The sequence below is a fragment of the Virgibacillus siamensis genome, from assembly GCF_900162695.1.
Lineage (GTDB): Bacteria > Bacillota > Bacilli > Bacillales > Amphibacillaceae > Lentibacillus > Lentibacillus siamensis_A.
Genome location: NZ_FUIH01000007.1, coordinates 2725115 through 2747698 on the forward strand (window position 1 = coordinate 2725115; position 22584 = coordinate 2747698).

At 43.2% G+C, this 22584-nt stretch carries 20 protein-coding genes; 7 read left to right on the plus strand and 13 right to left on the minus strand.

Annotation, left to right across the window (positions count from 1 at the left end; translation table 11 throughout):
* Positions 1-8: 8 nt before the first annotated feature.
* Genes rfbB through rfbA form a run of 3 tightly spaced genes read right to left on the minus strand, consistent with a single transcriptional unit; the run spans position 9 to position 2464 of the window.
* On the minus strand, positions 9-1016 hold the full coding sequence (gene rfbB / locus B1K71_RS16925; protein ID WP_077329103.1) for a dTDP-glucose 4,6-dehydratase: 1008 nt from the start codon (positions 1014-1016) through the stop codon (positions 9-11).
* A 14-nt stretch (positions 1017-1030) separates the two neighbouring features.
* Positions 1031-1576 (minus strand): dTDP-4-dehydrorhamnose 3,5-epimerase, encoded by a 546-nt coding sequence (rfbC, locus tag B1K71_RS16930; RefSeq protein ID WP_077329105.1) that lies wholly within the window; start codon positions 1574-1576, stop codon positions 1031-1033.
* An 18-nt stretch (positions 1577-1594) separates the two neighbouring features.
* Positions 1595-2464: a glucose-1-phosphate thymidylyltransferase RfbA gene (rfbA, locus tag B1K71_RS16935; protein ID WP_077329107.1), complete on the minus strand. Its 870-nt coding sequence runs from the start codon at positions 2462-2464 to the stop codon at positions 1595-1597.
* A 315-nt stretch (positions 2465-2779) separates the two neighbouring features.
* Between rfbA and B1K71_RS16940 the strand changes: the two genes are divergently transcribed.
* Entirely contained in the window at positions 2780-3841 is a 1062-nt protein-coding gene (locus B1K71_RS16940) for a C40 family peptidase (protein WP_077329109.1), read from the plus strand.
* 203 nt (positions 3842-4044) lie between these two features.
* Here the strand turns inward: B1K71_RS16940 and B1K71_RS16945 are convergent, their stop codons facing one another.
* The 3 genes from B1K71_RS16945 to B1K71_RS16960 all read right to left on the minus strand — a co-directional run bounded on the left by B1K71_RS16945 (position 4045) and on the right by B1K71_RS16960 (position 6828).
* On the minus strand, positions 4045-4278 hold the full coding sequence (locus B1K71_RS16945; protein WP_077329111.1) for a DUF2442 domain-containing protein: 234 nt from the start codon (positions 4276-4278) through the stop codon (positions 4045-4047).
* Between the two features lie 403 nt (positions 4279-4681).
* On the minus strand, positions 4682-5632 hold the full coding sequence (locus B1K71_RS16955) for an NERD domain-containing protein (RefSeq protein ID WP_077329115.1): 951 nt from the start codon (positions 5630-5632) through the stop codon (positions 4682-4684).
* 227 nt (positions 5633-5859) lie between these two features.
* Complete coding sequence (locus B1K71_RS16960; protein ID WP_077329117.1) at positions 5860-6828, minus strand: ABC transporter substrate-binding protein; 969 nt, start codon at positions 6826-6828, stop codon at positions 5860-5862.
* A 258-nt stretch (positions 6829-7086) separates the two neighbouring features.
* Between B1K71_RS16960 and B1K71_RS16965 the strand changes: the two genes are divergently transcribed.
* Positions 7087-8367, plus strand: a complete 1281-nt coding sequence (locus B1K71_RS16965; protein ID WP_245799331.1) for an acetyl-CoA hydrolase/transferase family protein — start codon at positions 7087-7089, stop codon at positions 8365-8367.
* Between the two features lie 96 nt (positions 8368-8463).
* Here B1K71_RS16965 and B1K71_RS16970 read toward each other — a convergent pair whose 3' ends face one another.
* The 6 genes from B1K71_RS16970 to B1K71_RS16995 all read right to left on the minus strand — a co-directional run bounded on the left by B1K71_RS16970 (position 8464) and on the right by B1K71_RS16995 (position 14340).
* Positions 8464-9243, minus strand: coding sequence for a Cof-type HAD-IIB family hydrolase (locus B1K71_RS16970; protein ID WP_077329120.1), 780 nt, complete (start codon positions 9241-9243; stop codon positions 8464-8466).
* Positions 9244-9417: 174 nt separating this feature from the next.
* Positions 9418-10419, minus strand: coding sequence for a proline racemase family protein (locus B1K71_RS16975; RefSeq protein ID WP_139343354.1), 1002 nt, complete (start codon positions 10417-10419; stop codon positions 9418-9420).
* 321 nt (positions 10420-10740) lie between these two features.
* The gene (locus B1K71_RS16980; protein ID WP_077329124.1) at positions 10741-11949 is read right to left on the minus strand and encodes an NAD(P)/FAD-dependent oxidoreductase; all 1209 of its coding nucleotides are present in this window, start codon (positions 11947-11949) and stop codon (positions 10741-10743) included.
* Positions 11942-12280, minus strand: a complete 339-nt coding sequence (locus B1K71_RS16985) for a (2Fe-2S)-binding protein (protein ID WP_077329126.1) — start codon at positions 12278-12280, stop codon at positions 11942-11944. Before B1K71_RS16985 ends, B1K71_RS16980 begins: the two co-directional genes overlap by 8 nt.
* A complete protein-coding gene (locus B1K71_RS16990; protein WP_077329128.1) occupies positions 12277-12546 on the minus strand; it encodes a (2Fe-2S)-binding protein in 270 nt (89 codons plus the stop codon). Before B1K71_RS16990 ends, B1K71_RS16985 begins: the two co-directional genes overlap by 4 nt.
* An 87-nt stretch (positions 12547-12633) precedes the next feature.
* The gene (locus tag B1K71_RS16995) at positions 12634-14340 is read right to left on the minus strand and encodes a sigma-54 interaction domain-containing protein (RefSeq protein ID WP_077329130.1); all 1707 of its coding nucleotides are present in this window, start codon (positions 14338-14340) and stop codon (positions 12634-12636) included.
* A 160-nt stretch (positions 14341-14500) separates the two neighbouring features.
* Between B1K71_RS16995 and B1K71_RS17000 the strand changes: the two genes are divergently transcribed.
* Together B1K71_RS17000 and B1K71_RS17005 are read left to right on the plus strand one after the other, a co-directional pair.
* Entirely contained in the window at positions 14501-16198 is a 1698-nt protein-coding gene (locus B1K71_RS17000) for a peptide ABC transporter substrate-binding protein (protein WP_077329132.1), read from the plus strand.
* Between the two features lie 20 nt (positions 16199-16218).
* Entirely contained in the window at positions 16219-17280 is a 1062-nt protein-coding gene (locus B1K71_RS17005; RefSeq protein ID WP_077329134.1) for a M24 family metallopeptidase, read from the plus strand.
* A gap of 303 nt (positions 17281-17583) precedes the next feature.
* Here the strand turns inward: B1K71_RS17005 and nhaC are convergent, their stop codons facing one another.
* Positions 17584-18975 carry a Na+/H+ antiporter NhaC gene (gene nhaC / locus B1K71_RS17015; protein ID WP_077330341.1) on the minus strand — a complete coding sequence of 464 codons (1392 nt, stop codon included), beginning with the start codon at positions 18973-18975 and terminating at the stop codon, positions 17584-17586.
* Between the two features lie 344 nt (positions 18976-19319).
* Here nhaC and B1K71_RS17020 point away from each other — a divergent pair, with 344 nt between their 5' ends.
* Genes B1K71_RS17020 through B1K71_RS17030 form a run of 3 tightly spaced genes read left to right on the plus strand, consistent with a single transcriptional unit; the run spans position 19320 to position 22453 of the window.
* Positions 19320-20504 carry an NAD(P)/FAD-dependent oxidoreductase gene (locus B1K71_RS17020; RefSeq protein ID WP_077329138.1) on the plus strand — a complete coding sequence of 395 codons (1185 nt, stop codon included), beginning with the start codon at positions 19320-19322 and terminating at the stop codon, positions 20502-20504.
* Positions 20501-21523 (plus strand): proline racemase family protein, encoded by a 1023-nt coding sequence (locus B1K71_RS17025; protein ID WP_077329140.1) that lies wholly within the window; start codon positions 20501-20503, stop codon positions 21521-21523. Before B1K71_RS17020 ends, B1K71_RS17025 begins: the two co-directional genes overlap by 4 nt.
* Positions 21524-21538: 15 nt before the next feature.
* Positions 21539-22453, plus strand: coding sequence for a proline racemase family protein (locus B1K71_RS17030; protein ID WP_175631951.1), 915 nt, complete (start codon positions 21539-21541; stop codon positions 22451-22453).
* Positions 22454-22584 lie beyond the last annotated feature (131 nt).

Sequence of the window (22584 nt, forward strand, 5' to 3'; positions counted from 1 at the left end):
CACCTTCTTTACCTGGAGTAATACGTTTTGTAATAATTTCGGTAATCGCCTGATACGACATGATTCAGCCAGTCCAGGTTGTTCAGATACCAATTGACTGTTTCTTTAAGTCCCGTCTCAAATGAATATTCCGCTTCCCAGCCGAGTTCATTCCGGATTTTCGATGCATCAATCGCATACCGAAAATCGTGGCCTTTTCGGTCGGGAACAAAGGTTATCAGGGATTCAGGAGCATCCATCAGGTTTAGGAGCATTTTTGCCATTTCCAGATTGGAGTGCTCATTGTTTGAGCCGATATTATAGATTTCACCCGGTATGCCGTCATGAAGCACCCGGTCGACGGCGCGACTATGGTCCTCCACGTAAATCCAGTCACGGACGTTTTGCCCATCGCCATAAATCGGAATGGGCCGATTTTCCCGAACATTGTTCAGCATTAATGGAATCAGTTTTTCAGGAAACTGATATGGTCCGTAATTATTGGAACAGCGTGTAATGTTAATTGGGAAGTTGTATGTTTTGTAATAGGAACGGACAAGCAGATCTGCGCTTGCTTTACTGGCACTATATGGACTGTTCGGTGCAATCGGCGTATTTTCCGTAAAGCTCCCGTCTCCGCCCAGCGATCCGTACACTTCATCGGTTGAAACCTGCACATATTTTTGGATGCCGTATTTTTTGGCTGTGTCCAACAATACTTGGGTTCCCATGATATTCGTGCTGACGAACACATCCGGATTGTTGATGCTCCTGTCAACATGGGATTCAGCCGCAAAATTGACGACAGTGTCGAAATTTTCCTTTTTGAACAAGGTTTCCACTGTGGCACGATCTGTAATGTCGGCTTTTACGAAGGTGTAGTTTGGATTGTTTTCAAGTCCTTTCAGGTTTTCCAAATTCCCTGCGTAGGTCAGCGCATCCAGATTGACTACCTCGTATTCCGGATAGTTTTGCAGCATATACCGGACAAAATTACTGCCGATGAATCCGACGCCGCCTGTAATAAGTAATTTCATCGCCAATGTTCCTCCTAAAAGTTGATGTCTGCCTCTGACAGAAATGGCTGGTGCTGATCTTTTTCGGAAAGTATTGGTTCATCAACCGGCCAGTCAACGGCAATGTCCGGATCGTTCCAGCGTATGCCTTTATCATGTTCCGGCGAGTAAAATGCATCAACTTTGTACATCACTTCGACATTCTCGGTCAATGTGCAAAATCCATGGGCAAACCCTTTCGGCACGAGCAATTGCTTTTTGTTACCGGCGCTGAGCGTGATGCCTGTCCACTGGCCGAATGTCGGGGAATCTTTGCGAATATCAACTGCAACATCAAATATCTCACCACGTGTACATCTGACCAATTTCGCCTGTGCCATTGGATTTGCCTGATAATGCAGCCCTCTGAGGACGCCTTTTGCTGCAGACAGGGAATGGTTGTCCTGCACGAATTGGTTTTGGATGCCCTTTTCCGCAAACTTGTTCTGATTGTATGATTCCATAAAGAAGCCCCGGTTATCTTCAAATACAGCGGGTTCAATAATCAGGACTCCCGGAAGTTTTGTTTCAATTATGTTCATGTTCATACCTCTGTTTGTTTATTTTCGATCGATACTTTTCACTAAATACTGCCCATATGAGCTCTTGAGCAGTTTTTCAGCGAGTGCCTTCAGCTGTTCTTTTGAAATGTAGCCTTTCAAATACGCAATTTCCTCAAGACAGGCTATTTTCAGACTTTGCCGTTTTTCGATTACTTCAATAAACTGGGAAGCTTCGAGGAGTGATTCGTGTGTCCCAGTATCCAGCCAGGCAAACCCTCTTCCCAGCAGCTCAACCTGCAGATCCCCCGCTTCCAGATACATCTGATTCAAGTCGGTAATTTCGAGTTCACCCCGGTCAGAAGGTGTTAGTTTTTTAGCAAAATCAACAACCCGGTTATCATAAAAATACAGCCCGGTAACCGCGTAATTCGATGCAGGCTGATGCGGTTTTTCCACAATTGATTTGACCGTGCCATTCCCATCGAAATCAATCACCCCGAACCGCTCCGGATTGTTTACATAGTATCCAAAAATAGTCGCACCATTTTCGCGGTTGGATGCTTTTTCAAGCAAGTTGGTAATGCTGTGTCCGTAAAAAATGTTATCACCCAGAATGAGCGCAACACGATCATTTCCGATAAAGTCCTCCGCCATTACAAATGCCTGCGCAATCCCATCCGGAGATGGCTGGTCCTGATAAGATAATGAAATGCCAAGTTCGGAACCATCACCGAGCAGCTCCTCAAACCGCGGCAAGTCCTGCGGCGTGGATATTACGAGGATATCCTTAATCCCCGCAAGCATCAGAATGGACAAAGGATAATAAATCATCGGCTTATCATATACAGGCAGAAGCTGTTTCGATATTGATCTCGTCAGCGGGTAAAGCCTTGTACCGCTTCCCCCCGCAAGAATTATTCCTTTCATCTATATATCTCCAATTTTCGATAAGATTTGTCACAATTATAACCTAACTGTGCTGCAGAATAAATAACTTTAATGTTTAGTTTTATTTACATAGTTAGAGGTGTGATGGGTAAGGCGCTAAGCCGGGAACGAAGTGCTTTTTCCTTTATAGGGATATTAAAAGTATGTAAACCTATTAAATTACAAGAAGTTTACTATATTACGTTCACATTACAAATACGGTAATCTTCTATTAAATTTTTACATTGTCATGCTATACTTAGACATAATTTCACATAAAAACTGGAAATTTGAAACGAAGGGAGATTAACAGATTTGGCGAACAAGAAAATATTTATGTCGGTAACCGCAAGTGCTTTTATTGCATCAGCTTTTATTGGCGCACAAGATGCGGAAGCTGCTTCATACAAGGTGAAAAGCGGCGATTCATTATGGGGCATCGCACAGAAATACAACACAACCGTAGCACACTTGAAAGACTGGAACGATTTAAGCAGCAACTTAATTTTCCCGAACCAGGTCATCGAAACATCGAAATCATCTAACTCTACTACTAATTCTAATAATAATTCTACTAAACGTACATATAAAGTAAAAAGCGGTGACACGCTGAGCGGCATCGCAGCAAAACATAATATTACAGTATCCCAGTTGAAGCGATGGAACAATATCGACTCATGGCTGATTTATCCCGGCGATGTATTTGTTGTGTCAAGGGACGGGGCTTCTTCCGGCTCGAGCTCTAACAGTGGATCTGCATCGGCAGGATCAGATTCAGATGGCGCAACCGATGTTTACCGGGTCAAATCCGGCGATACACTATCTGAAATCGGCGTACGCTACGGCGTATCCGTCGCACAATTAAAGCGCTGGAACGGACTTTCATCAAGCCTTATTTATGTTGGACAGAAGCTGAATATTAAGTCCTCTAACGCAGGTTCAGGATCTAATTCGGATTCCGGCTCGGATTCCAATTCCGGCTCTAGCTCCGGTTCATCAGCCGTTGATACGGACTACAACGTTAATAAGCTGATCAGCACAGCTAAGAGCTTGAACGGCGTCGGCTATGCATGGGGCGGCCAGTCACCATCAGGATTCGACTGCAGCGGATTTATTTGGTACGTGTACAATAAAGCAGGCAAAGAGATGAGCCGCACATCCAGCAGCGGATACTTCAACCGCTCATTCTATGTGAACAACCCGAAAGTAGGAGACCTTGTATTTTTCGAGAATACATACAAATCCGGCATCTCCCACCTGGGAATATATCTCGGCGGCAACCGCTTCATCCACGCCGGATCTGACGGAGTTGAAATTTCCAGTCTGAACAACCCATACTGGGAGCGACACTTTGATAGCTATAAGCGATTCTACTAAATTCATAAGGAAGCCATTCGGTATTGACCGAATGGCTTTTTTTGATAGGAAGAATTTTCGGCTTGGGCCGAAAATCAACCGAACTGAAGTGCAGTTTCGGTGTTGTCTTACAGTTTGTATTGATGGTTTCTATGCCCTTTCTAACCAGTCGCCATTTTCATCTGATTTTACAATTTTAGCCAAATTTTTCACATCTTTCATTTTTATTCCACGATGATAAGTGTATCCGGATCTATATGAAGATCATTAGGCCAAGCAACAGTTCCAGCATCGCTATCAACATAAACCTGTTCAAAAATGGTTGGCTCCTCCAACTTCATAAGTACCCCTTTCATCGAAGGTCGTATATCTACAAAACGTTTTTCACCATTATCGAATTCACATAAGAGCCATCCAGACATATTAGGAATTGGTTTTGCCTTCATTATCTCACGCATTTGAATCCCCTTTCTTAGGCGGCGGAATTTGCTTTGGTGTTTTAAACTCCTTACAGTTTTTCCACGCCTTCATAATAGCATAATGATTTTTATTAAGCCAGACTGTTTCTTTAAGGGGTATACCTCTCCTGTCCTCTTATATGAAACTGAGATGGGATATTATTCTACCGATTAGATATTATTAATTCCTTTTTAATGCGTTCTCTCCCATTTGGGGGATGCTCTCTCCCTTTTAAGCGCGTCCTCTCCCATTTGGGCATTGCTCTCTCCCGTTTCGGCGCGTTGTCTCCCATTTGGGCACTGCTCTTTCCCTTTTAAGCGCGTCCTCTCCCATTTGAGCACTGCCCTCTCCCGTTTCGGCGCGTTGTCTCCCATTTGGGCACTGCTCTTTCCCTTTTAAGCATTAGTTTTTTACTATCCATCTTCTATGCCTTGGGTCAAATTGCAATCCGCTATCTCTCATAAGCCTTGTTGCTGTATTTTTACCGTTTATTCCTAACCATCGCATACATTCGCTGTTAGTGATATAAGGCATGCATAATAAATATATTTTTAATGCCTCCAAATGGGCATTACTTGAGAAACCACCACATTTTCTGCATCTCCATCCGCCATACACCCGCCCCATCCCCAGCATCTTACACTTAAGACACCTTACGCCAGGCGATAAATCATCCAACATGATCCCATATTCCCGCATGATATCCCGATCATACTCAATACAATCGCGCAGGATCTGCTTCCCTATATTCCAATGTTGTAATTTGTTCGCACCGGCATTTGACAACTCATCTTCTTTGGCAAGAATCATGGACGGAATCCGGGCGGCGTGTGCTACTATTTTGGCGAGTTCCTGCTCATCGCCGACCACTTCCATAATGGTAGAGGGATCTGCAATGGCGACAAAATAGTAGATGGGGATGTTGGGCATGTTATGTTGAAAGAAGTAGTTTTGCAAATGGAATTTTTGGTTTTCGACCTGTGTGATTGGATATTCGAAGCCGGATTCAATTTTTCCGTCACTGCGGGTTAACTGTTTGAGGTTCGTGTTAAAGATGATCTTATCCATGTAATGCTTAGCATCAACAATATAGGTAGCATAGTTGGCGGAAATGACTGTGTCCATTTGGGTTGTTTTCCCATTAACGCGAAGACATACATCCTGTAGAATGGTGTGTTTTGAGGCGAGATTGTCGAGGTAATAGTCCACCTTTTTTTCACCGATATAGCCGCGTTGCCGCTGTGCCGCATCTTTTTTTATGTCCGCTAATCTTGGAAAGGCCGGTGAGAGCCTCGGAATAATCGCATCCAGCTTCGCAAGTGGACGCGGCTTTTTTCGTTTCCTTAGTATCATAAACTCCACCTCGTTTTTCATTAAATTATAGTACACACCGCCCGAAAGTAAAAAAACCAAAACTGATTAAAATGCCGGCAAAATGGGATTTTACAGCCTTGAAACATCTGAAAATCCCCATTCCCCGTGCCAAAGCGAAAAGTGAGCAAATTTATCGGCTCTAAAATGGAAAAGTAGAGATTTTTTGACCAAAACAAAAACACCCAGCCGCAGCTGGATGTTCCATCTTACAACGAATCCTTCACTTTTTTAGCAACATCATCCGGTACCCATTTCGTCCAGATATCCGGATTTTTCTTTAGCCATTTTTTGGCTTCATCTTTAGCCTCAATTTCATTCTTTTTCATATCAGAAAGTACAGCATTGGTAATATCAGCGCTTGTTTGGTAGTTGCTCAAAAACTCAACAACTTTTGGTGCGGTGTCTTCCAAATCTTTATTAATGGCAACAAGCACATCGTTTTGCGGGAATGTACCTTCCAAATATGTCATATCATACATGCCCAGCATCCAGGTTGGTCCCCACATATAACCGACCCACGGCTCCCCTTTTTCATAATGCTGAACCATCGATTGTTTGAGGGATGCGCCTGATCCGGGCTGTATATACTTAAATTTATCTTTCAGACCGTATTTTTCCATTTGCTGCTGGGAAATTTCTTCGGCCTTCCAGCCAAGCGGTGAGCCATAAAGTTTTCCATCAAATACATCTGCATATTCCAGCAGGTCTTTTGTTGTTTTAAGATCAGGCGCCATCGGTTTAATTCCGCGCTCCGGATCTCCTTCAATGACATAAGTCGGAACGTAAAAGCCTTGAATATTATCATCAAAGTTAACCGATACTTTCTTCACTGTGCCTGAGTCGACAGCTTTTTCCCAGGCATCTTTAATGTTTTGTTTCCATATTTCCATATATACGTTAATGTCACCTTCTTGTAAGCCCAAAAGCGTTACAGTGGTTGAACCGGAAGTAACATCCGTCTGGTAGCCATATCCTTCCTCAATAATCGTGCGTGCCACCCAATTGTGGAATCGCAGGCTTTCCCATCCCGCATCAGCAAAGACGATTGTTTGTTTTTCACCATTATCTTCCACACTATTTTTATCTTTGGATTCTTCATCACCTGAACATGCTGCCAGTAACAACATTGGAATGATCAACATCAAGATAGCAAAACTTTTGTAAACGTTTTTCATGTTGGTAACAACACTCCCTAAATTTTAGTATAATACTTGCTCTATGAATCTCGCACTCCCAAACTGCGGAACTGGACGTTTGTTAATACGTTTTATACTATACCATAAGTCGCACACAATATAAACACTATAAAAAATTGTAATTATATAGGTTTTTTATACAGTTTAAATTTTATAAAATGCATAATGAACTACCACTACATCCGAAACAGAAATATAGTACACTATATCTATAACCAAACGCAGGAGGATACACCATTGAATAACATACAGCTTTATCAGCAAAAACGTACTACTCCGGAAGAGGCAGTTACCCACATAAAACCAGGAGAGGACATCATCACCCCGCTCATAGCAGGAGAACCCTACACATTAATGAAGCAATTAGAAACGTATGATGGATTAAATGGTAACCGGCTGTTTCAAATGCTTTCGGCAAATGAGGTTATCAATGTTGCACCGGACAAGCTGAAAATCATCAGTATGTTCATGGGTACGACGGAGCGTAAAGCATTTAAGGAAAGGAAAATTGATCTGCTGCCAAATCACTTTTCCGATATCCCGCGGCTGATGATACAGCAACCCACCGATAAAGTGATCATGGCGGTTGTATCCCCAATGGATGAAAATGGCTATTTTTCACTTGGAACGAATTGTGACCATACTTCCGGGATACTTCCATTTGCCAAAACCGTTCTTCTTGAGGTAAATGAAAATATGCCGCGCACATTTGGCGAGAATCAAATTCATATTTCAGATGTAACAGCATTGATTGGAAGTGATGCACCGATTCCGCAGGCGCCGCCAGCACGACTGTCTGATAAAGATAAAGTGATTGGTGAGTATGTGGCGGAATTGATTAAAGATGATGATGTACTCCAAATTGGATTCGGGTCGATACCAAATGCAATCATCGATAACTTGAAAAACCACCAGAATTTAAGCATTCATACGGAAATGATTCCGGAAAAAATTATTGAATTGTTCCGGAACGGGTCGGTGACAAATGCGAACAACCCGTTTCACAAAGGAAAAATGACGGCAACTTTCGCATACGGGACACAAAAATTGTATGATTTTCTCCATGAAAATGAAGATGTGTATATGCTGCCGGTCAATAAGACGAATAATGCAGCCAATCTTGCCGGGTTGAAAAATCTGGTGACAATCAATGCAGCTGTAGAGGTTGATTTCCTTGGACAAGCGAATTCGGAAAAAGTCGGTGGTACGTACTGGTCGTCAACCGGCGGACAGTCTGACTTCCAGCTTGCCTCGCATTTATCAGAAGGAGGACGTGGTGTACTCTGCCTGCATTCGACGGCTAAAGGCGACTCCATTTCCAAAATTAGACCAACATTGGATCCCGGCACACCGATTTCGACATCAAAGAATGATATTGATTATGTGGTCACGGAACACGGTATTGCCCGTTTGCGCGGGCAAACAATTCGGGAAAGGACAAGTGAATTAATCCGGATTGCGCATCCGAATTTTCGTGATGAGTTGAAATATGAGGCAAAACAAATGGGGTATTTGTAGAAAAGCTTTATCTTCCAAAAACACAAACTGACAAATTATTGCCCGGGAAATAATTTGTCAGTATTTGTGTTATTTATTCTATTATGAATGACAGTACTATTTAAGCAATCCAACCAGTTTCAGACCATGCTCAACGCCATCTTCATCCACACTTTTCGTGACAGATTTTGCCGCTTCCTTAACTATTTCCTCGGCATTTCCCATCGCAACACTGTTCTGAACCGCGCGCAGCATTTCGATATCGTTTAATCCATCACCGAATGCATAGACATTCTCGGGTGCTATCCCCATTTTTTCAATTGCTTTTTCGATACCTTTGGCTTTTGATCCGCCATGCGGCAAAACATCAACGGATACTGGATGCCAGCGAATGAAATCGAATTGATCGAAACGTTCTTCATACACCTGCTCTTCCCCATCTGTGCAGAAGACCAATGCCTGATAAATATCGCGCCCGATATAATAATCCGGGTCATATTTCAATTCCTGAGGGATTTTCAACTCGCCGATTGCATGTTTTACAGAGGCATCATTTTCCTTGTTTGACGTCCAATCCTTATGGTCAATGTAAACAATTGGATGTTCATGCTCAAGTGCAGATGCCGTCAGTTCTTTCAATGCCTCTGTATTTAGTGGGTTCCTGTAAATCACTTCACCCTTGCTTACTACATATTGTCCGTTAAGCGAAACATATGTATCAATATCCAGTTCCTCCAGCAAATGATCAAATGCAAATGGAGTACGCCCCGTCGCAATCGCAACGATATGCCCGTCATTCTGAAGCGCCCGGATTGCCCGTTTAGCTGATTGCGGAACTTCTTTTTCCGCATTCAATAGTGTATTATCAAGATCAAAAAATATCATACTTTGTGTCATGGAAGCTTCCTTTCTATTTCTATTCTAAAGGTATTATAAGCCCTTTTTCACAAAAAGAATAGCCATCCATTTCAGATGGCATTTTTATCTATTCTCCTTACATGACTTCCATTAATCAAACGATTGATCAACAACCCTTGAAACTGCTTCACAAGCCGGAACTGCCACAAAAATTCAAATTAAAAACCCTTCCGGCAGAAAATCCCTCTCATCCACTACAAATTGGTGAAAACCGGTAATACTTGCCGTACCGGAAACTTCTGGTATAACAGCATCGAATGACGTTACTTTTGCATCGGCAATCACTGCACTTTGAAATACACCGCCGGTAATACTTTCATGAAAAAATGATTCGCTTTTCTCCAATTCACCATTTGCATATAATGCTGCTACTCTGGCACTTGTACCTGTTCCACAAGGGGAACGGTCAATTTGATGATCAGCAAATATGGTTACGTTTTTCAAATCAGCATTGCTATTGGAAGGATTACCTGAAAAGATAACGCCGTAAATTCCTTTTAGATCATCCTGCAGCGGGTGTTGAATATTAATAGTTGCTTCGATCGCATATTTTATTTTCATACCAAGTGACTGCAATTTTGGCAAGGATTCATGATCCAGCTGTACATGTAATTCATTACTATCAATAATTGCGTAAAAAGCCCCGCCGAATGCAATATCAGCCGTAATTTCCTGATTATCAATTTTTACAGGGTAATCTTTTTCATATAGAAATGAGGCCACATTTTCAAATGAAACATGAATTACCTGCTTTCCCTCACAATGTGCATAAGCAACGACCTGACCTGCGGGGCTGTCGATAATAAATTTACGATGACCATCTTCTACCATATATTCACCGGTTTCAATTACCATTGTAACGACGGCAATAATACCATGACCGCACATGGTACTCCATCCCTCATTATGCATGAATAACACACCAAAATCCGCTTCCTCCGTTGCTGGCGACGTAATAATGCATCCATACATGCCATGATGCCCTCTTGGTTCATTCATTAATGTTTTTCGGAGCCCATCCAGATGCTCCATGCAATATGCTCTCCGATCCGGTTGTGTCCTGCCTTTGATTGGCGGAACACCACTTTTTATAATTCTTAATGGCTCCCCCGCTACATGCAAATCTACCGTCGAAATAATTCGATTAGCGTCCAATTTATTTCCCTCCTTCGAATAGCTTGCATTCTGTAAAAATATCATTTTATCTCTCGAAAGCGGTATCATATAATATAAATAATTCTATTTTTAACACGGGAGGCATTTCCACCTTGTATACCATTGGAGAAAAAGTAGTTCACCGAGTCTTTAAAATGAATGGCCATGTTGCAAATGTCGATCATGAAACCGTTTCGATTCTATTTAACAATGGGTATTTCCGTGTGTTTCGCCTTGAATCATCTTTCATGTATTTAGAGCGAATCCCTGTGCGATAAGAATCGATCAACCCTTGCCATATAGATTCACCCTAAAACTTTATTATACTTTATCGAAAGCCGCCTCCCATTGCTCCTGAATCACCCTTCTCCCCTTCTTCACTTCAGGATGAAACTGAATGTATGCATTGTCCCGCGTTTGTTCAGTCGACTGAATTGCGTGTTGAATTTCTTGTGTTAAGCCACTTACACCTGCATGGTTTGCTATTGATAGACCGGCCGTTACCCCCTGTTTCATGGCAACTTTGGCACCTTCAACACCGGTAATATTTCCGGCTACGTATACGTTCTCAAGCGGTGTTTCCATATATGCATTGTGTACCGGAACATACCCGCCTAACTCCTCCACCAAATAAAACGGACACCCGGCAACGGCGGCTAGTTCTGCCAATGGATATAATCCGCCCGCAATACATACAAAATCACACGATATGTTTTCCTCACTTCCGACAACGACCTCACCCTTTGAATCGATAGTTGCCAGTTTGACACCTGTAACAGCGTCATCCCCACAAATCTCGATTACGGCTTTTCGAAGTTGGATGGGAATATCCCACATTTTAAAACCATTTTTCGGATAAAACGTAACACCCATCTTTTTCATGAATTCATTTTTCAACAATTTGCTGCCATACCGAACAGCAGGCGATGGGGCCATATGGGAAACATGAAGAAGGGAATCCAGTACCTCCTTTGGTTGTGCTTGATTGTGTGTTATTTCATTCATTTTCGGTAATGTGAGACTTGCGACTTCCACTCCGGCAAGCTGCAGTTCCATCGCAATGGCCGCTGATAGAACATTCACACCAATAATGACACCGCGATTTCCCGGTTTCACCCGGTGGACATTCGTCATCACCTGTGCGGCACCAACAGACATGACACCAGGGAGTTCCCAGCCTGGAACCGGAATTGGGGATTCGGCTGCGCCTGTTGCGAGCAATAGATGATCTGCGTAAAGGACATCCTTTTCCGTATAAACACCCCATTGCTCACCCTGTTTTTCGATATTATGGACCGACGTGCCTAATTCGATTGCAACGTCCAAATGGGTTGCCCGTTCATATAGTTTTTCAGATTCCTTGATTCCGTTCCACCAAAACCCATTTGGCTCTTCATACAATTGTCCAAGCAGCCTTCCACCCGGCTTAAAATATTCATCTATTACCAATGGCTTTAATCCTTTTTCAGCGCCCGTAATCGCGGCTGATAAACCAGCCGGCCCAGCCCCGATGATAATCACATCATGCATGTTCTTCCCTCCAATCCCTAACAGGTGTAGGAAGTTTTCCGCCGCTGTCGACGACCATTCCTTCTTGCAGCGGTGTCAAACAGGCGCGAATACCCGATTTTCCATTAACCTTAACGCGACATTCAAAACAGTGCCCAATATTGCAATATATCCCGCGTGGAGTACCACTTTCCTCATGATGACGAAGTGTGCGGATGCCATTTGCAAGCAGTGCAGCGGCAAGTGATTCGTGTTTCAACCCTTTGTATTGTTTTTCATTAAATGTAAATGTGACATAGTCCTTTTCCGTTATGGCACCGAGTACCGGATGATCCTCTATTCGTTGACTCATTCTTCCACCCTCCCTAAATCGCCGAAATGAATTGGACGAACAGGCGGCTGATACTTCAAAGCTATTTGATCACGCCCCTTGCTTTCGCCCTCCGATGCAACTTTATCTACTATATTCCGGCATGTTCGCCCACCGCAATATCCCATTGACGCCCTTGTTCGCAGCTTTAATTCACGCGCTGAGCAATTATATTTGGAAGCAGTTTCAATTAATTCCTGATAGGTAACTTCCTCACACCTGCAAATAACGACATCTTTTTCTGCCATTTTCACCACTCCTCTTGTTCTGTCTCTTTTCTTATCCATGCAAAAATGGTGCCAAAAACACTTTTCGGCACCATTTATTAGCGAATACTATTTTACCCCCAATTTTTTCAACCGATTATAAAGCGTTGCCCTCGTTATCTGCAGATTTTCCGCACAGACTGCTTTATTCCCGTTTACCTTTTCCAGCTCTTTTACAAGGATGTCTTTTTCCACTTCCTGCAGCCGCTCATTTAACGAACGCCCGTTGTTTTCAGCAACTACTTTACGATTGCCGTTTCCCCAACCTGTAGTAGGTTCAAAAGGCAAGTCGTCCAATTTGATATCACCGTTTTCCGAAAATACAATGAGCCGCTCGACAACGTTTTTTAATTCCCTGATATTTCCCGGCCACTGATATTGGAGCAGCGCTTGCATAACTTCCTGTGAAATACCATGGATCGGCCGGTTATACTTAATGGATATTTCGTTCAGGAAATAATGGGTCAGCTCAATAATATCTTCCGGCCGTTTTCGCAGTGGCGGCACCTCAATGCTTACGACATTTAACCGGTAATACAGGTCTTCCCTGAATTTGCCCTCTTTCACCAATGCTTTTAAGTCCTGATTGGTTGCAGCCACCAGCCTGAAGTTACCTTCTTTTTCTTTCGTTCCTCCAACTGAATAAAACCTGTTTTCCTGGAGCAAACGAAGCATCTTCACCTGCATGTCCAATGGCATTTCACCAATTTCATCAAGAAGGAGCGTGCCCCCTTTTGCCAGATCCACCTTCCCTTTTTTCCCTTTTTGATCAGCACCGGAGAATGCGCCTTTCTCATAGCCGAACATTTCACTTTCAAATAACGGTTCCGGAATTGCACCACAATTAATCGCCACAAACGGTGCATCCTCATCTTCTCGTATTGCATGAACCGCTTTTGCAAACAATTCCTTCCCAACCCCACTTTCGCCGTGAATCAGGATATTCGCATCGGTCGAGGCCGCCTTTTTAAATTTAGTAATTGTTTTTCTGAGCGGCTTGCTGTTCCCCCGTATGTTGATGAACGGATTCGCCGTGGAGGTTAACTTATTAACCTCTTTTTCCAAATGAAATAGGCGCTCCGTGGCATGATACAATTCCTTATTTAACTTGATTTGACTTGTAATATCCCGCTCCGATACAACCGCTCCAATGATCTCCTCGTCGCAATATACCGGATTCGAATTAATTAACACGACTTGATTATCCCGCGCTTTATGCTGGCTATGATAAACGGACGTGCCATCTTTCAATGTATTCAATAATTCCAAACGATCCGGCTTAAAAAAGTCAGTAATCGGCCTTCCTAATATATCTTCCTGCTTAATCGAAAATACCTGTTCCGCCCCTTTTGTCCATGCTAAAACGTTTTCATCACTGTCAATAACAGTACAGGATTCATCAATGGTTTCCAAAATGGTTGAGATATATTTATACAGGTATTGATAGTTCGTGTATAGTTTTTTGGATAAGTCTTGTGATGTGAGATACCCGAGCAGCTGGTCTTGATCAGCTTTGATCAGAATGCATCCGTCCGTTTCCAACACGTTTATCATATGACTTAGTTCTGCATTTACCGGGACAATTGTGCACGATGCATAGTTCAATCGGTTTGTAACGAATTGCATGTTCCCCTCTTTATCTTTGAGAAAAACCTGTTTGGGGTGTTCGGATTGGATGACAGTCTCCAATTCACGTTCCGGCACACTTTCCGCATTCAAGATCACAAAATTCTTGTTAACCATTTTTTTTACATCTAAAAAAGTTGGAAAGTACATATTCAAAACCTCCTTAAACCGTATAAATTTTTATACACTTTTAAATGATTTTTACACATTTATTGATAATTTTCAACACAATTCGGAATTATAGTCCATTTTACGATTGGCACAAAAATTGCAGGATAAGAAGCAGTAAATTTATGGGAGGTTTCGTATAATGAAACGAAAATTTAAACTGGTATTGCTGCTGTCTGCCGCACTCTTTTTAGTCACTTTTCTTAACGCTTGCAGCGAGGATAAATCGGAAGGTACTGAAAGCAACAAGGAAGCCGAATCCGCGGGCAGCGGGCAGGCTGATCTGGCTGAAGACCAGGTTTTGCATCTAACGGCAACATCTGATTTCACATCCCTTGACCCACATCATGCTTCAGATGCACCTTCATTTGATTCCCTTTATCAAATTCGCTCCGGCTTGGTCACACTTGATGAAAATGGGGAAATTGTTCCGGATATGGCTAAAGCCATGCCTGAAATCAGCAAAGACGGAACCGTTTATACATTTACATTAAAAGATGACGTCGTTTGGTCAAACGGAGATCCGGTGACCGCACAGGATTTTGTCTATTCCTGGCAGCGGGAAGTAAACCCTGAGACAGCCGGTGAATATGCATTTATCTATTTATCGGCCAATATTGAAAATGCTGCCAACATCCGTAATAAAAAAAGCGCTATGTATGGGGACACAAAAAAGATAGGCATTGAAGCTATCAATCAACGAAAATTAAAGATTACGCTCGAAAAGCCGACACCTTACTTCTTGGATTTATTAACATTCCCGCCATTTTATCCATTGAATGAGGAGTTCGTTAAAAAGCAGGGCGCTGATTTTGCTCTTGAACCGGAGAATATGCTTTTCAACGGGCCTTTTAAATTGGACAAATGGAATCATGGTGTCGGCTGGACATATACCAAGAACGATAAATATTGGAATGCTGATAAAGTCACATTGGAAAAAGTGAAATACAAAGTAGTCAAGCAGAAAAACACCGCAGTTAACATCTATAAATCAGGCAGCCTTGACTTTCTAAAACTAAGCTCTGACTATATTCAACTTTTCCAAGACAGCGAAGAACTTCATACAGGTGAATTAACGGCAGAAATCAAATTTATCCGCCTGAATCAACAACATGAGGCACTTGCAAATGAACATATACGCGATGCCATTTATAATTCAATTAACCGGAAAGGGCTTGTGGATGTATTGGTCAAAACCGGTGCCGAACCCGCCAGATATGTCGTACCGAAAAGCTTTGCAAAAGGACCGGATGGGAAAGATTTTCGTGCAAAATATCCTTCGATAAATAAAATGTCATTGGAAGAAGCGCGACAGTCCTGGATGAAGGGGCTAAAAGAGATTGGTAAGGAAAAAGTGGAAATTGGTTTGATGATTGGTGATACAGATACAAATGCAACAATCGCCGAATATTACGCGAATCAACTGGAAGAAAACTTGCCGGGGCTAACCGTCACCATCAACAGACAGCCGTATCAAGCACACTTGAAGCTTGAAGGGAACCGAAAATATGATATGTCAAAATGGGGATGGCTGCCGGATTATCGGGATCCGATAACATTCCTTGATCTGTGGGCTACAGACGAACCCTTTAATCGGACAGGGTACTCCAATCCGGAGTATGATGCCCTGATTAAAAAAGCTAAAAACCTTGGCAACCAACCGAAAAAGCGCTGGAAAATCATGCAGAAAGCCGAAAAAATACTGCTGGAAGATGCGGTCATTGTTCCGACACACCAGGCAGCTACAGCCTATGTCAAAAAGCCTTATGTTAAACATGTTATTGTACGGAATTACGGCCCGACAGTTGACTGGACATATGCCCGCGTTTTAAAACATTAATTTGTGAAGGAGGAACTGAAATGGAAAAGATAACTAAACTACGGAATCAATTTGATGATTTAGGGATTGATGGCATGTTGATCACCAATGATCAGAATCGCCGGTACATGACGGGATTCACAGGCACAGCCGGTATTGTGCTTATTTCAAAATCAGAAGCTAAATTGATTACTGACTTTCGTTATGTGGATCAGGCGAAGACTCAGGCCACAGATTTTGACGTTATCCTGCATAAAAATAGAACGATTGATGAGATAGATAAACAGATTGCATCCTCTAACATTACGAAACTCGGCTTTGAAGAAAATCATGTAACCTATAACACGTTCAAAACGTTCAGCGAAACGATCCACGCTGAATTAGTCCCGACGTCAAAAGTGATTGAAAATCTTCGGCTGATCAAAAGTAAAGATGAAATTGAAACGATCAAAAAAGCGGCGCATATTGCCGATGAAACCTTTTCCCACATCATTGACTATATTCATCCGGGGATCACCGAGATGGATGTGAATCATGAATTGGAAGCTACAATGCGAAAACTGGGGGCCACGTCCTCAGCCTTTGACATCATCGTCGCTTCCGGTTCACGTTCCGCACTTCCCCACGGTGTAGCCAGTGAGAAAGTGATTGAAAAGGGAGATATGGTCACACTTGATTTTGGTGCCTATTACAACGGTTATCGGTCGGACATCACCCGCACTGTAGCGGTCGGCAAACCGGATAAGGAGCTGGAGAAAGTTTATTCCATTGTCCGGGAAGCTTTGTCACGAGGAGCGGAGGGATTAAAACCTAATATGGCTGCTTCCGCGGTGGATGCATTGCCACGGGATTATATTACTGCGAAGGGATTTGGCAGCTGCTTCGGACATGGTGCAGGTCATGGCATTGGTTTAGACATACATGAAGAACCATTCTTCTCCAAAAGCTCCGACAAACTAACAGAGCCCGGCATGGTTGTGACAATCGAACCCGGCATCTACATCCCTGAGCTTGGCGGTGTACGAATTGAAAATGACTATCTTGTAACAACGGATGGTAATGAAACACTTTCCCAATCAACAACTGAATTAATTGTATTGTGAACGGAGATTGCGCGACTTTGCCTTGGGGCCGCGCGATTTTCTCCTGAGTTCGCGCGACTTTGACCCGGGTTCGCGCGACTTTGACCTGAGTTCGCGCGACTTTGCTCTGACTTCGCGCGACTTTGCTCCGACTTCGCACGACTTTACCCTGGCTTCGCGCGACTCTCCCTCGACTTCGCACGACTCTCCCTCGAGTTCGCACGACTCCCCATCACTCCGCACAACATCCCCCCAACAAACAAAAGTCGCCTCCAAGGAATTACCTCCATTCCATTGGAGACGGCTTCTTTGATTATGATGAAACTACGCGGATTTATGATCGGTTTTTTCCTTCTTTTTCTTTTTATCAAAGAAGAACCAGCCCATATATCCATAAAAGATGGTGATGATAATCCCGACATAGCCAAACCAGAGAAATGGCAGATAAGCTAACGTTGATACTCCCAACACAGTTGACATGTAGATACCGCCGTCGGACCAGGGTACCATTGGGGTTGTAACTGTTCCGCCACCTTCCGTATTTCGGGATAATACGCGGCGGTCAATATTTCGGTCATCATACAAATCCTCGGTCATTTTTGTTCCGGTAATATTGGATACATAGGCCGCACTTCCGAATAAATTGCCCAGGAACGCTGAAAACATGGTGGCCAGCGTTAATCTTCCGGTGCTTTCTTGTACCCAATTATCGAACAAATTACTGAATGCACGCAATATACCTACTTGATCAAGCAGTCCGCCTAAGCCAAGCGCCATTAAAATAAGTGCAATCACGCCTAGCATGGATACAATACCACCGGAATTCAGCAGTGAATCAATAAATTCAACACCGGAAGAAATGTCAACGACCCCGTTATACGCAGTTTTGATAGCTGCAACAATGGTCATCCCCTGGAATAATGCTGCCCAAACGGCTCCAAGCAGTGCACCGAAGGAAATAACCGGAATTGCCGGCTTTCCCAAAGCTAACAGTAAAATAACAACTGCAGCCGGAATCAAAACGTACCAATGAATATTAAACGTTTCACTTAATGCTGCCTCTACACCATTCGCGCGTGATAAGTCCCCATCATGATTAACATAAAAGAACCCGACAAATGTAAATAGAATACCCGTAATTAATAATGTTGGAATACTGACAGGCAGCATCCCTTTCACATGCTCAATTACATTCACTCTTGAAAGGGAGGCAGTCAAATTTGTGGTGTCCGACAATGGCGACAATTTATCCCCTACATATGCACCGGATATTACCGATCCGGCTACTAAAGGTAACGGAATACCATAACTTGCCCCTATTCCCATCATAGCAATACCGGCTGTACCCGCAGTTCCAAACGATGTGCCGGTAGCAAGCGATGTGATTGCACAAATAATCATTGCCGCTACGAGAAAGATAGTAGGATTTAAAATCTGTAAACCATAATAAATTAACGAAGGGACAATTCCACCGGCAATCCACGTCCCGATTAACGCACCCACCGTAAACAGGATCAGTGTTGCTTCCAATCCGTTATAGATCCCTTTCATAATCGAGTCTTGTAAATCCTGATACGAATGCTTTAATTTCAATCCCAGTCCGATGATAATGAACCATGTTGCAAACAGCCCTAATTGAATTGGTATGGAAAAGACAGCAACAGACAATGACATAATCAATAGAAATACAATCAATACAAGAAACACTTCATACATTTTCGGTTTTTGCGGTTCCAAATCAGTTCCTCCTTTATTTTTAATACCTCAAGCTCAATTTGATAGCGTTTTCAAATGGATGGACTCAGAACACCTCCCTCAAGTTTTCGACAAATTTTTCTTTTATACTTTCATGCAAAAACCATGCCATTTCAACTAGAATGAAATGCACCGATTATGTTGCATCCACCAATCCTTTCAACTGTAAAAATCCTTTGACACTTTAAAACTTTTTTTACATATTCACCGATTAAATTCACCATTTTCAACAGCAATTCCGTACTATGTTGTTGGCATGTTATTTGCATGTATTTTTATGAAACCGCTGTAAAGGAGGTACAACCTTGAAGAACGCAATACATCAGGACATTGTTGTCATAGGCGGGGGGATTATGGGAGGAGCGATTGCCCACTATTGTGCAAAAGCAGGCCTCGACGTAGCGGTTCTGGAAAAAAAAGAACTGGCAAGCGGGACCTCTTCCCGGTGTGATGGAAATATCCTGGCAATTGATAAAGATCCCGGTTTCGACAGTCAAATGTCGCTTAAAAGCCAGCAATTGGTTCATGAATTGCACGAGGAACTGGATATTGATTTTGAGTACCGTAACCCCGGAAGTATTCTCGTTTGTGAAAACGACAACGAAATGGATGCTGCAGCGAAATGGGTGCAACAGCAGCAAGATGCAGGGCTGGATTTTCGTATGCTGGACCGGGAAGATTTGCGGAATGAATCAAAATACTTCGCTGATGACCTGTACGGCGGCCTGGAATGCAAAACAGACTCCACCGTTAACCCGTATATGCTGACATATGCCTTATTCCACAGTGCAGAACAAAATGGAAGCCGCATTTATACACATACGGAAGTGAAAAATGTCTCCAAAGACAGTGACGGACAATTTGTGATTGAAACCAATCACAACACATTTACGGCCAACAAAGTGGTCAATGCCTGTGGTATCTGGGCGCCTGAAATCGGTGACATGCTCGGGGTGGATATTCCTATCAAACCGAGAAAAGGCCAATTAATTGTAGCCTCCAGAGAACGGCCTGTGGGACTGCGGAAAGTCATGGAATTCGGCTATCTGATTTCAAAGTTCGGCGGAGAACGGATGGTTGATGTGATGACGGAAAAATATGGTGTTGCCTTAGTATTTGAGCCGACAGAAAGCCAAAACTTTCTGATTGGCAGCAGCCGGGAATTTAACGGATTTGATCTTAAGGTGAATCAGGATGTGACACGTTACATTGCCAAACGGGCTGTACGGTTTTACCCGAAAATGGCCGATATGACGGTGATCAGGACATATGCCGGCCTTAGACCATGGACAGCGGATCATCTTCCAATTGTTTCACATGTTGATGAAGTGCCGGGCTTTTATATTGCAGCCGGTCATGAAGGAGACGGCATCAGCCTGGCAGCCATAACCGGAAAAGTGATCGAGGAAATGATATCGGAAAAAGAACTGTCGATTCCAATTGAGCCTTTACGCCACAGCCGGTTTACAGAAAGGGTGATGAGTTCATGAAGCTTAACCGGTTATTTACCACAATTGATACACACACAGGAGGAAATCCGACGAGAACCGTTTTGAGCGGACTGCCGGAATTAAAAGGAAATACCATGTCGGAAAAGATGCTGTACATGCAAAAGCATTATGACTGGATCCGGAAATTTTTAATGAATGAACCACGTGGCCATGATGTCATGTCAGGCGCATTGATGGTTAACCCGTGTCACCCGGACGCCGATATTGGCGTTATTTATATCGAGACCGGCGGATATTTGCCAATGTGCGGCCACGATACGATCGGATTCTGTACGGCGCTTGTTGAGGCAGGCCTGATTGCGATACACGAGCCATATACGAACATCAACTTGGATACACCAGCAGGACTCGTTAAAGTAAAGGTTACCGTCGAAAATGGCAAGGCACTGGAAGTCAGCTTTGCAAATGTCCCGTCCTTCTTACTGAAAACGGTTGAAATGGATGTGGAAAACGTCGGTCCTATTGAATGTGAAATTGCATACGGCGGCAATTTTTACGGCATTATTGATGCGCGCAAACTGGGGCTTGAACTCACCACCGACAACGCATCAACGATTATTGACAAGGCCATTACGATACGCAATGCCATTAATGAACAAGTAGCGATTTCGCATCCTGAACAGCCCTTTATAAACGGGTTAACACATATTGAATTTTATACCGATCCGGTTCACCCGGACGCTGACTTAAAAAATACGGTTGTCGTGCCGCCTGGCGGAATTGACCGTTCCCCCTGTGGAACCGGAACTTCGGCCAAACTCGCCACTATGTTCCATCATGGGGACATTAAACAGGATGAACAATTTATCTATGAAAGTATTGTCGGCACACTTTTCAAAGCAAAGATATTGGAAACAACCAATCTTAAAAATTATGAAGCTGTTATTCCTGAGGTTACCGGCTCCGCATGGGTCATGGGGATGCATCGTTTCTTCTATAACGAAAAAGACCCGCTCGCGGAAGGATATCTGCTTATTCCACCAATGGCAGGCCATTAGAAAGGAGGTATGCAGATGGAAGTTGAAAAAATGTTTTCCAGTATCGATACACACGTTGCGGGAGAACCATTCCGGATCATTGTCCACTCCCCCATGACCCTGGACGCTGATGTCATGGCATTAAACCAGGAAACAATCAACGCGAAATTTCAACGCGAAAAAGAGTTGCTGTTAAATGAGCCACGGGGTTACCAGGGAATGAACGGATGTATCGTGCTGCCTTCCAAAACTGCAGATTATGCGTGTCTTTTTGTTCATCATGATAACGATACAACCTTCACATACAGCGGTTTGGCCGCCACTGTGACAGCGTTGCTGGAAACCGGCAACATCGCCAAAAAAGAAACGAATGTGTATCACATTGAAACCGTTCACGGCACATATGCGATCAATGCAACGTTTGAACAGCACGAAGTAACAATGACCCGCTTTGAATGTGGGGAAAGTCAGATTCTGGATATCAATGAAACATGTAAAACGGTTCAAATTGATCAGTCACGAAACTACTTGATCTACCATTTGCCGGAAAGTATACCCGGTATTACCATCAAAAACTTGTCTGCCATCATAAAATGGGGAAACAAAACTGTTACGGAAATGCGGGAGAGACAAGCATTTAACGGCATTATCCTGACTGAACCGATTAATCATGCCGCCGAGGTTCGTTCAGTGACATTTAAGAAAGATGGCACCATTCTAAGGTCTCCAGGGGCTGATAGTACATTCGCGATATTCCGGTCATTGTTACATGAATCCCCTGCTATCACAACGCTTACGAACCAAAGTATTTTCGAAAGTACACTGACCGCATCATTGGCTGCAGAAACCACTGATCGGTTTTTAATGGAAACAAAAGCGTTCGTTACGGGTATTCATCAATTTATCTATGATCAAACAGATCCGCTTGAACATGGGTTTTTATTGAAATAAGGAAATCGCGCGGGGAGCTTCTTAAATCGCGCGGCGATCACCTGAAATCGCGCGGCAACCCCGCTTTAATAGGAGATTGCTGAACATAAAGATTCGTCCATACCGTCTCATTTGCACACAAAACTTTTAAA

What these genes read in the sequence shown, in the direction of transcription:
- rfbB (WP_077329103.1), bottom strand. Translation starts at nt 1,016, where the DNA reads ATGAAATTACTTATTACAGGCGGCGTCGGATTCATCGGCAGTAATTTT.
- rfbC (WP_077329105.1), bottom strand. Translation starts at nt 1,576, where the DNA reads ATGAACATAATTGAAACAAAACTTCCGGGAGTCCTGATTATTGAACCC.
- rfbA (WP_077329107.1), bottom strand. Translation starts at nt 2,464, where the DNA reads ATGAAAGGAATAATTCTTGCGGGGGGAAGCGGTACAAGGCTTTACCCG.
- B1K71_RS16945 (WP_077329111.1), bottom strand. Translation starts at nt 4,278, where the DNA reads ATGCGTGAGATAATGAAGGCAAAACCAATTCCTAATATGTCTGGATGG.
- B1K71_RS16955 (WP_077329115.1), bottom strand. Translation starts at nt 5,632, where the DNA reads ATGATACTAAGGAAACGAAAAAAGCCGCGTCCACTTGCGAAGCTGGAT.
- B1K71_RS16960 (WP_077329117.1), bottom strand. Translation starts at nt 6,828, where the DNA reads ATGAAAAACGTTTACAAAAGTTTTGCTATCTTGATGTTGATCATTCCA.
- B1K71_RS16970 (WP_077329120.1), bottom strand. Translation starts at nt 9,243, where the DNA reads ATGACACAAAGTATGATATTTTTTGATCTTGATAATACACTATTGAAT.
- B1K71_RS16980 (WP_077329124.1), bottom strand. Translation starts at nt 11,949, where the DNA reads ATGCATGATGTGATTATCATCGGGGCTGGGCCGGCTGGTTTATCAGCC.
- B1K71_RS16985 (WP_077329126.1), bottom strand. Translation starts at nt 12,280, where the DNA reads ATGAGTCAACGAATAGAGGATCATCCGGTACTCGGTGCCATAACGGAA.
- B1K71_RS16990 (WP_077329128.1), bottom strand. Translation starts at nt 12,546, where the DNA reads ATGGCAGAAAAAGATGTCGTTATTTGCAGGTGTGAGGAAGTTACCTAT.
- B1K71_RS16995 (WP_077329130.1), bottom strand. Translation starts at nt 14,340, where the DNA reads ATGTACTTTCCAACTTTTTTAGATGTAAAAAAAATGGTTAACAAGAAT.
- B1K71_RS17000 (WP_077329132.1), top strand. Translation starts at nt 14,501, where the DNA reads ATGAAACGAAAATTTAAACTGGTATTGCTGCTGTCTGCCGCACTCTTT.
- B1K71_RS17005 (WP_077329134.1), top strand. Translation starts at nt 16,219, where the DNA reads ATGGAAAAGATAACTAAACTACGGAATCAATTTGATGATTTAGGGATT.
- nhaC (WP_077330341.1), bottom strand. Translation starts at nt 18,975, where the DNA reads ATGTATGAAGTGTTTCTTGTATTGATTGTATTTCTATTGATTATGTCA.
- B1K71_RS17025 (WP_077329140.1), top strand. Translation starts at nt 20,501, where the DNA reads ATGAAGCTTAACCGGTTATTTACCACAATTGATACACACACAGGAGGA.
- B1K71_RS17030 (WP_175631951.1), top strand. Translation starts at nt 21,539, where the DNA reads ATGGAAGTTGAAAAAATGTTTTCCAGTATCGATACACACGTTGCGGGA.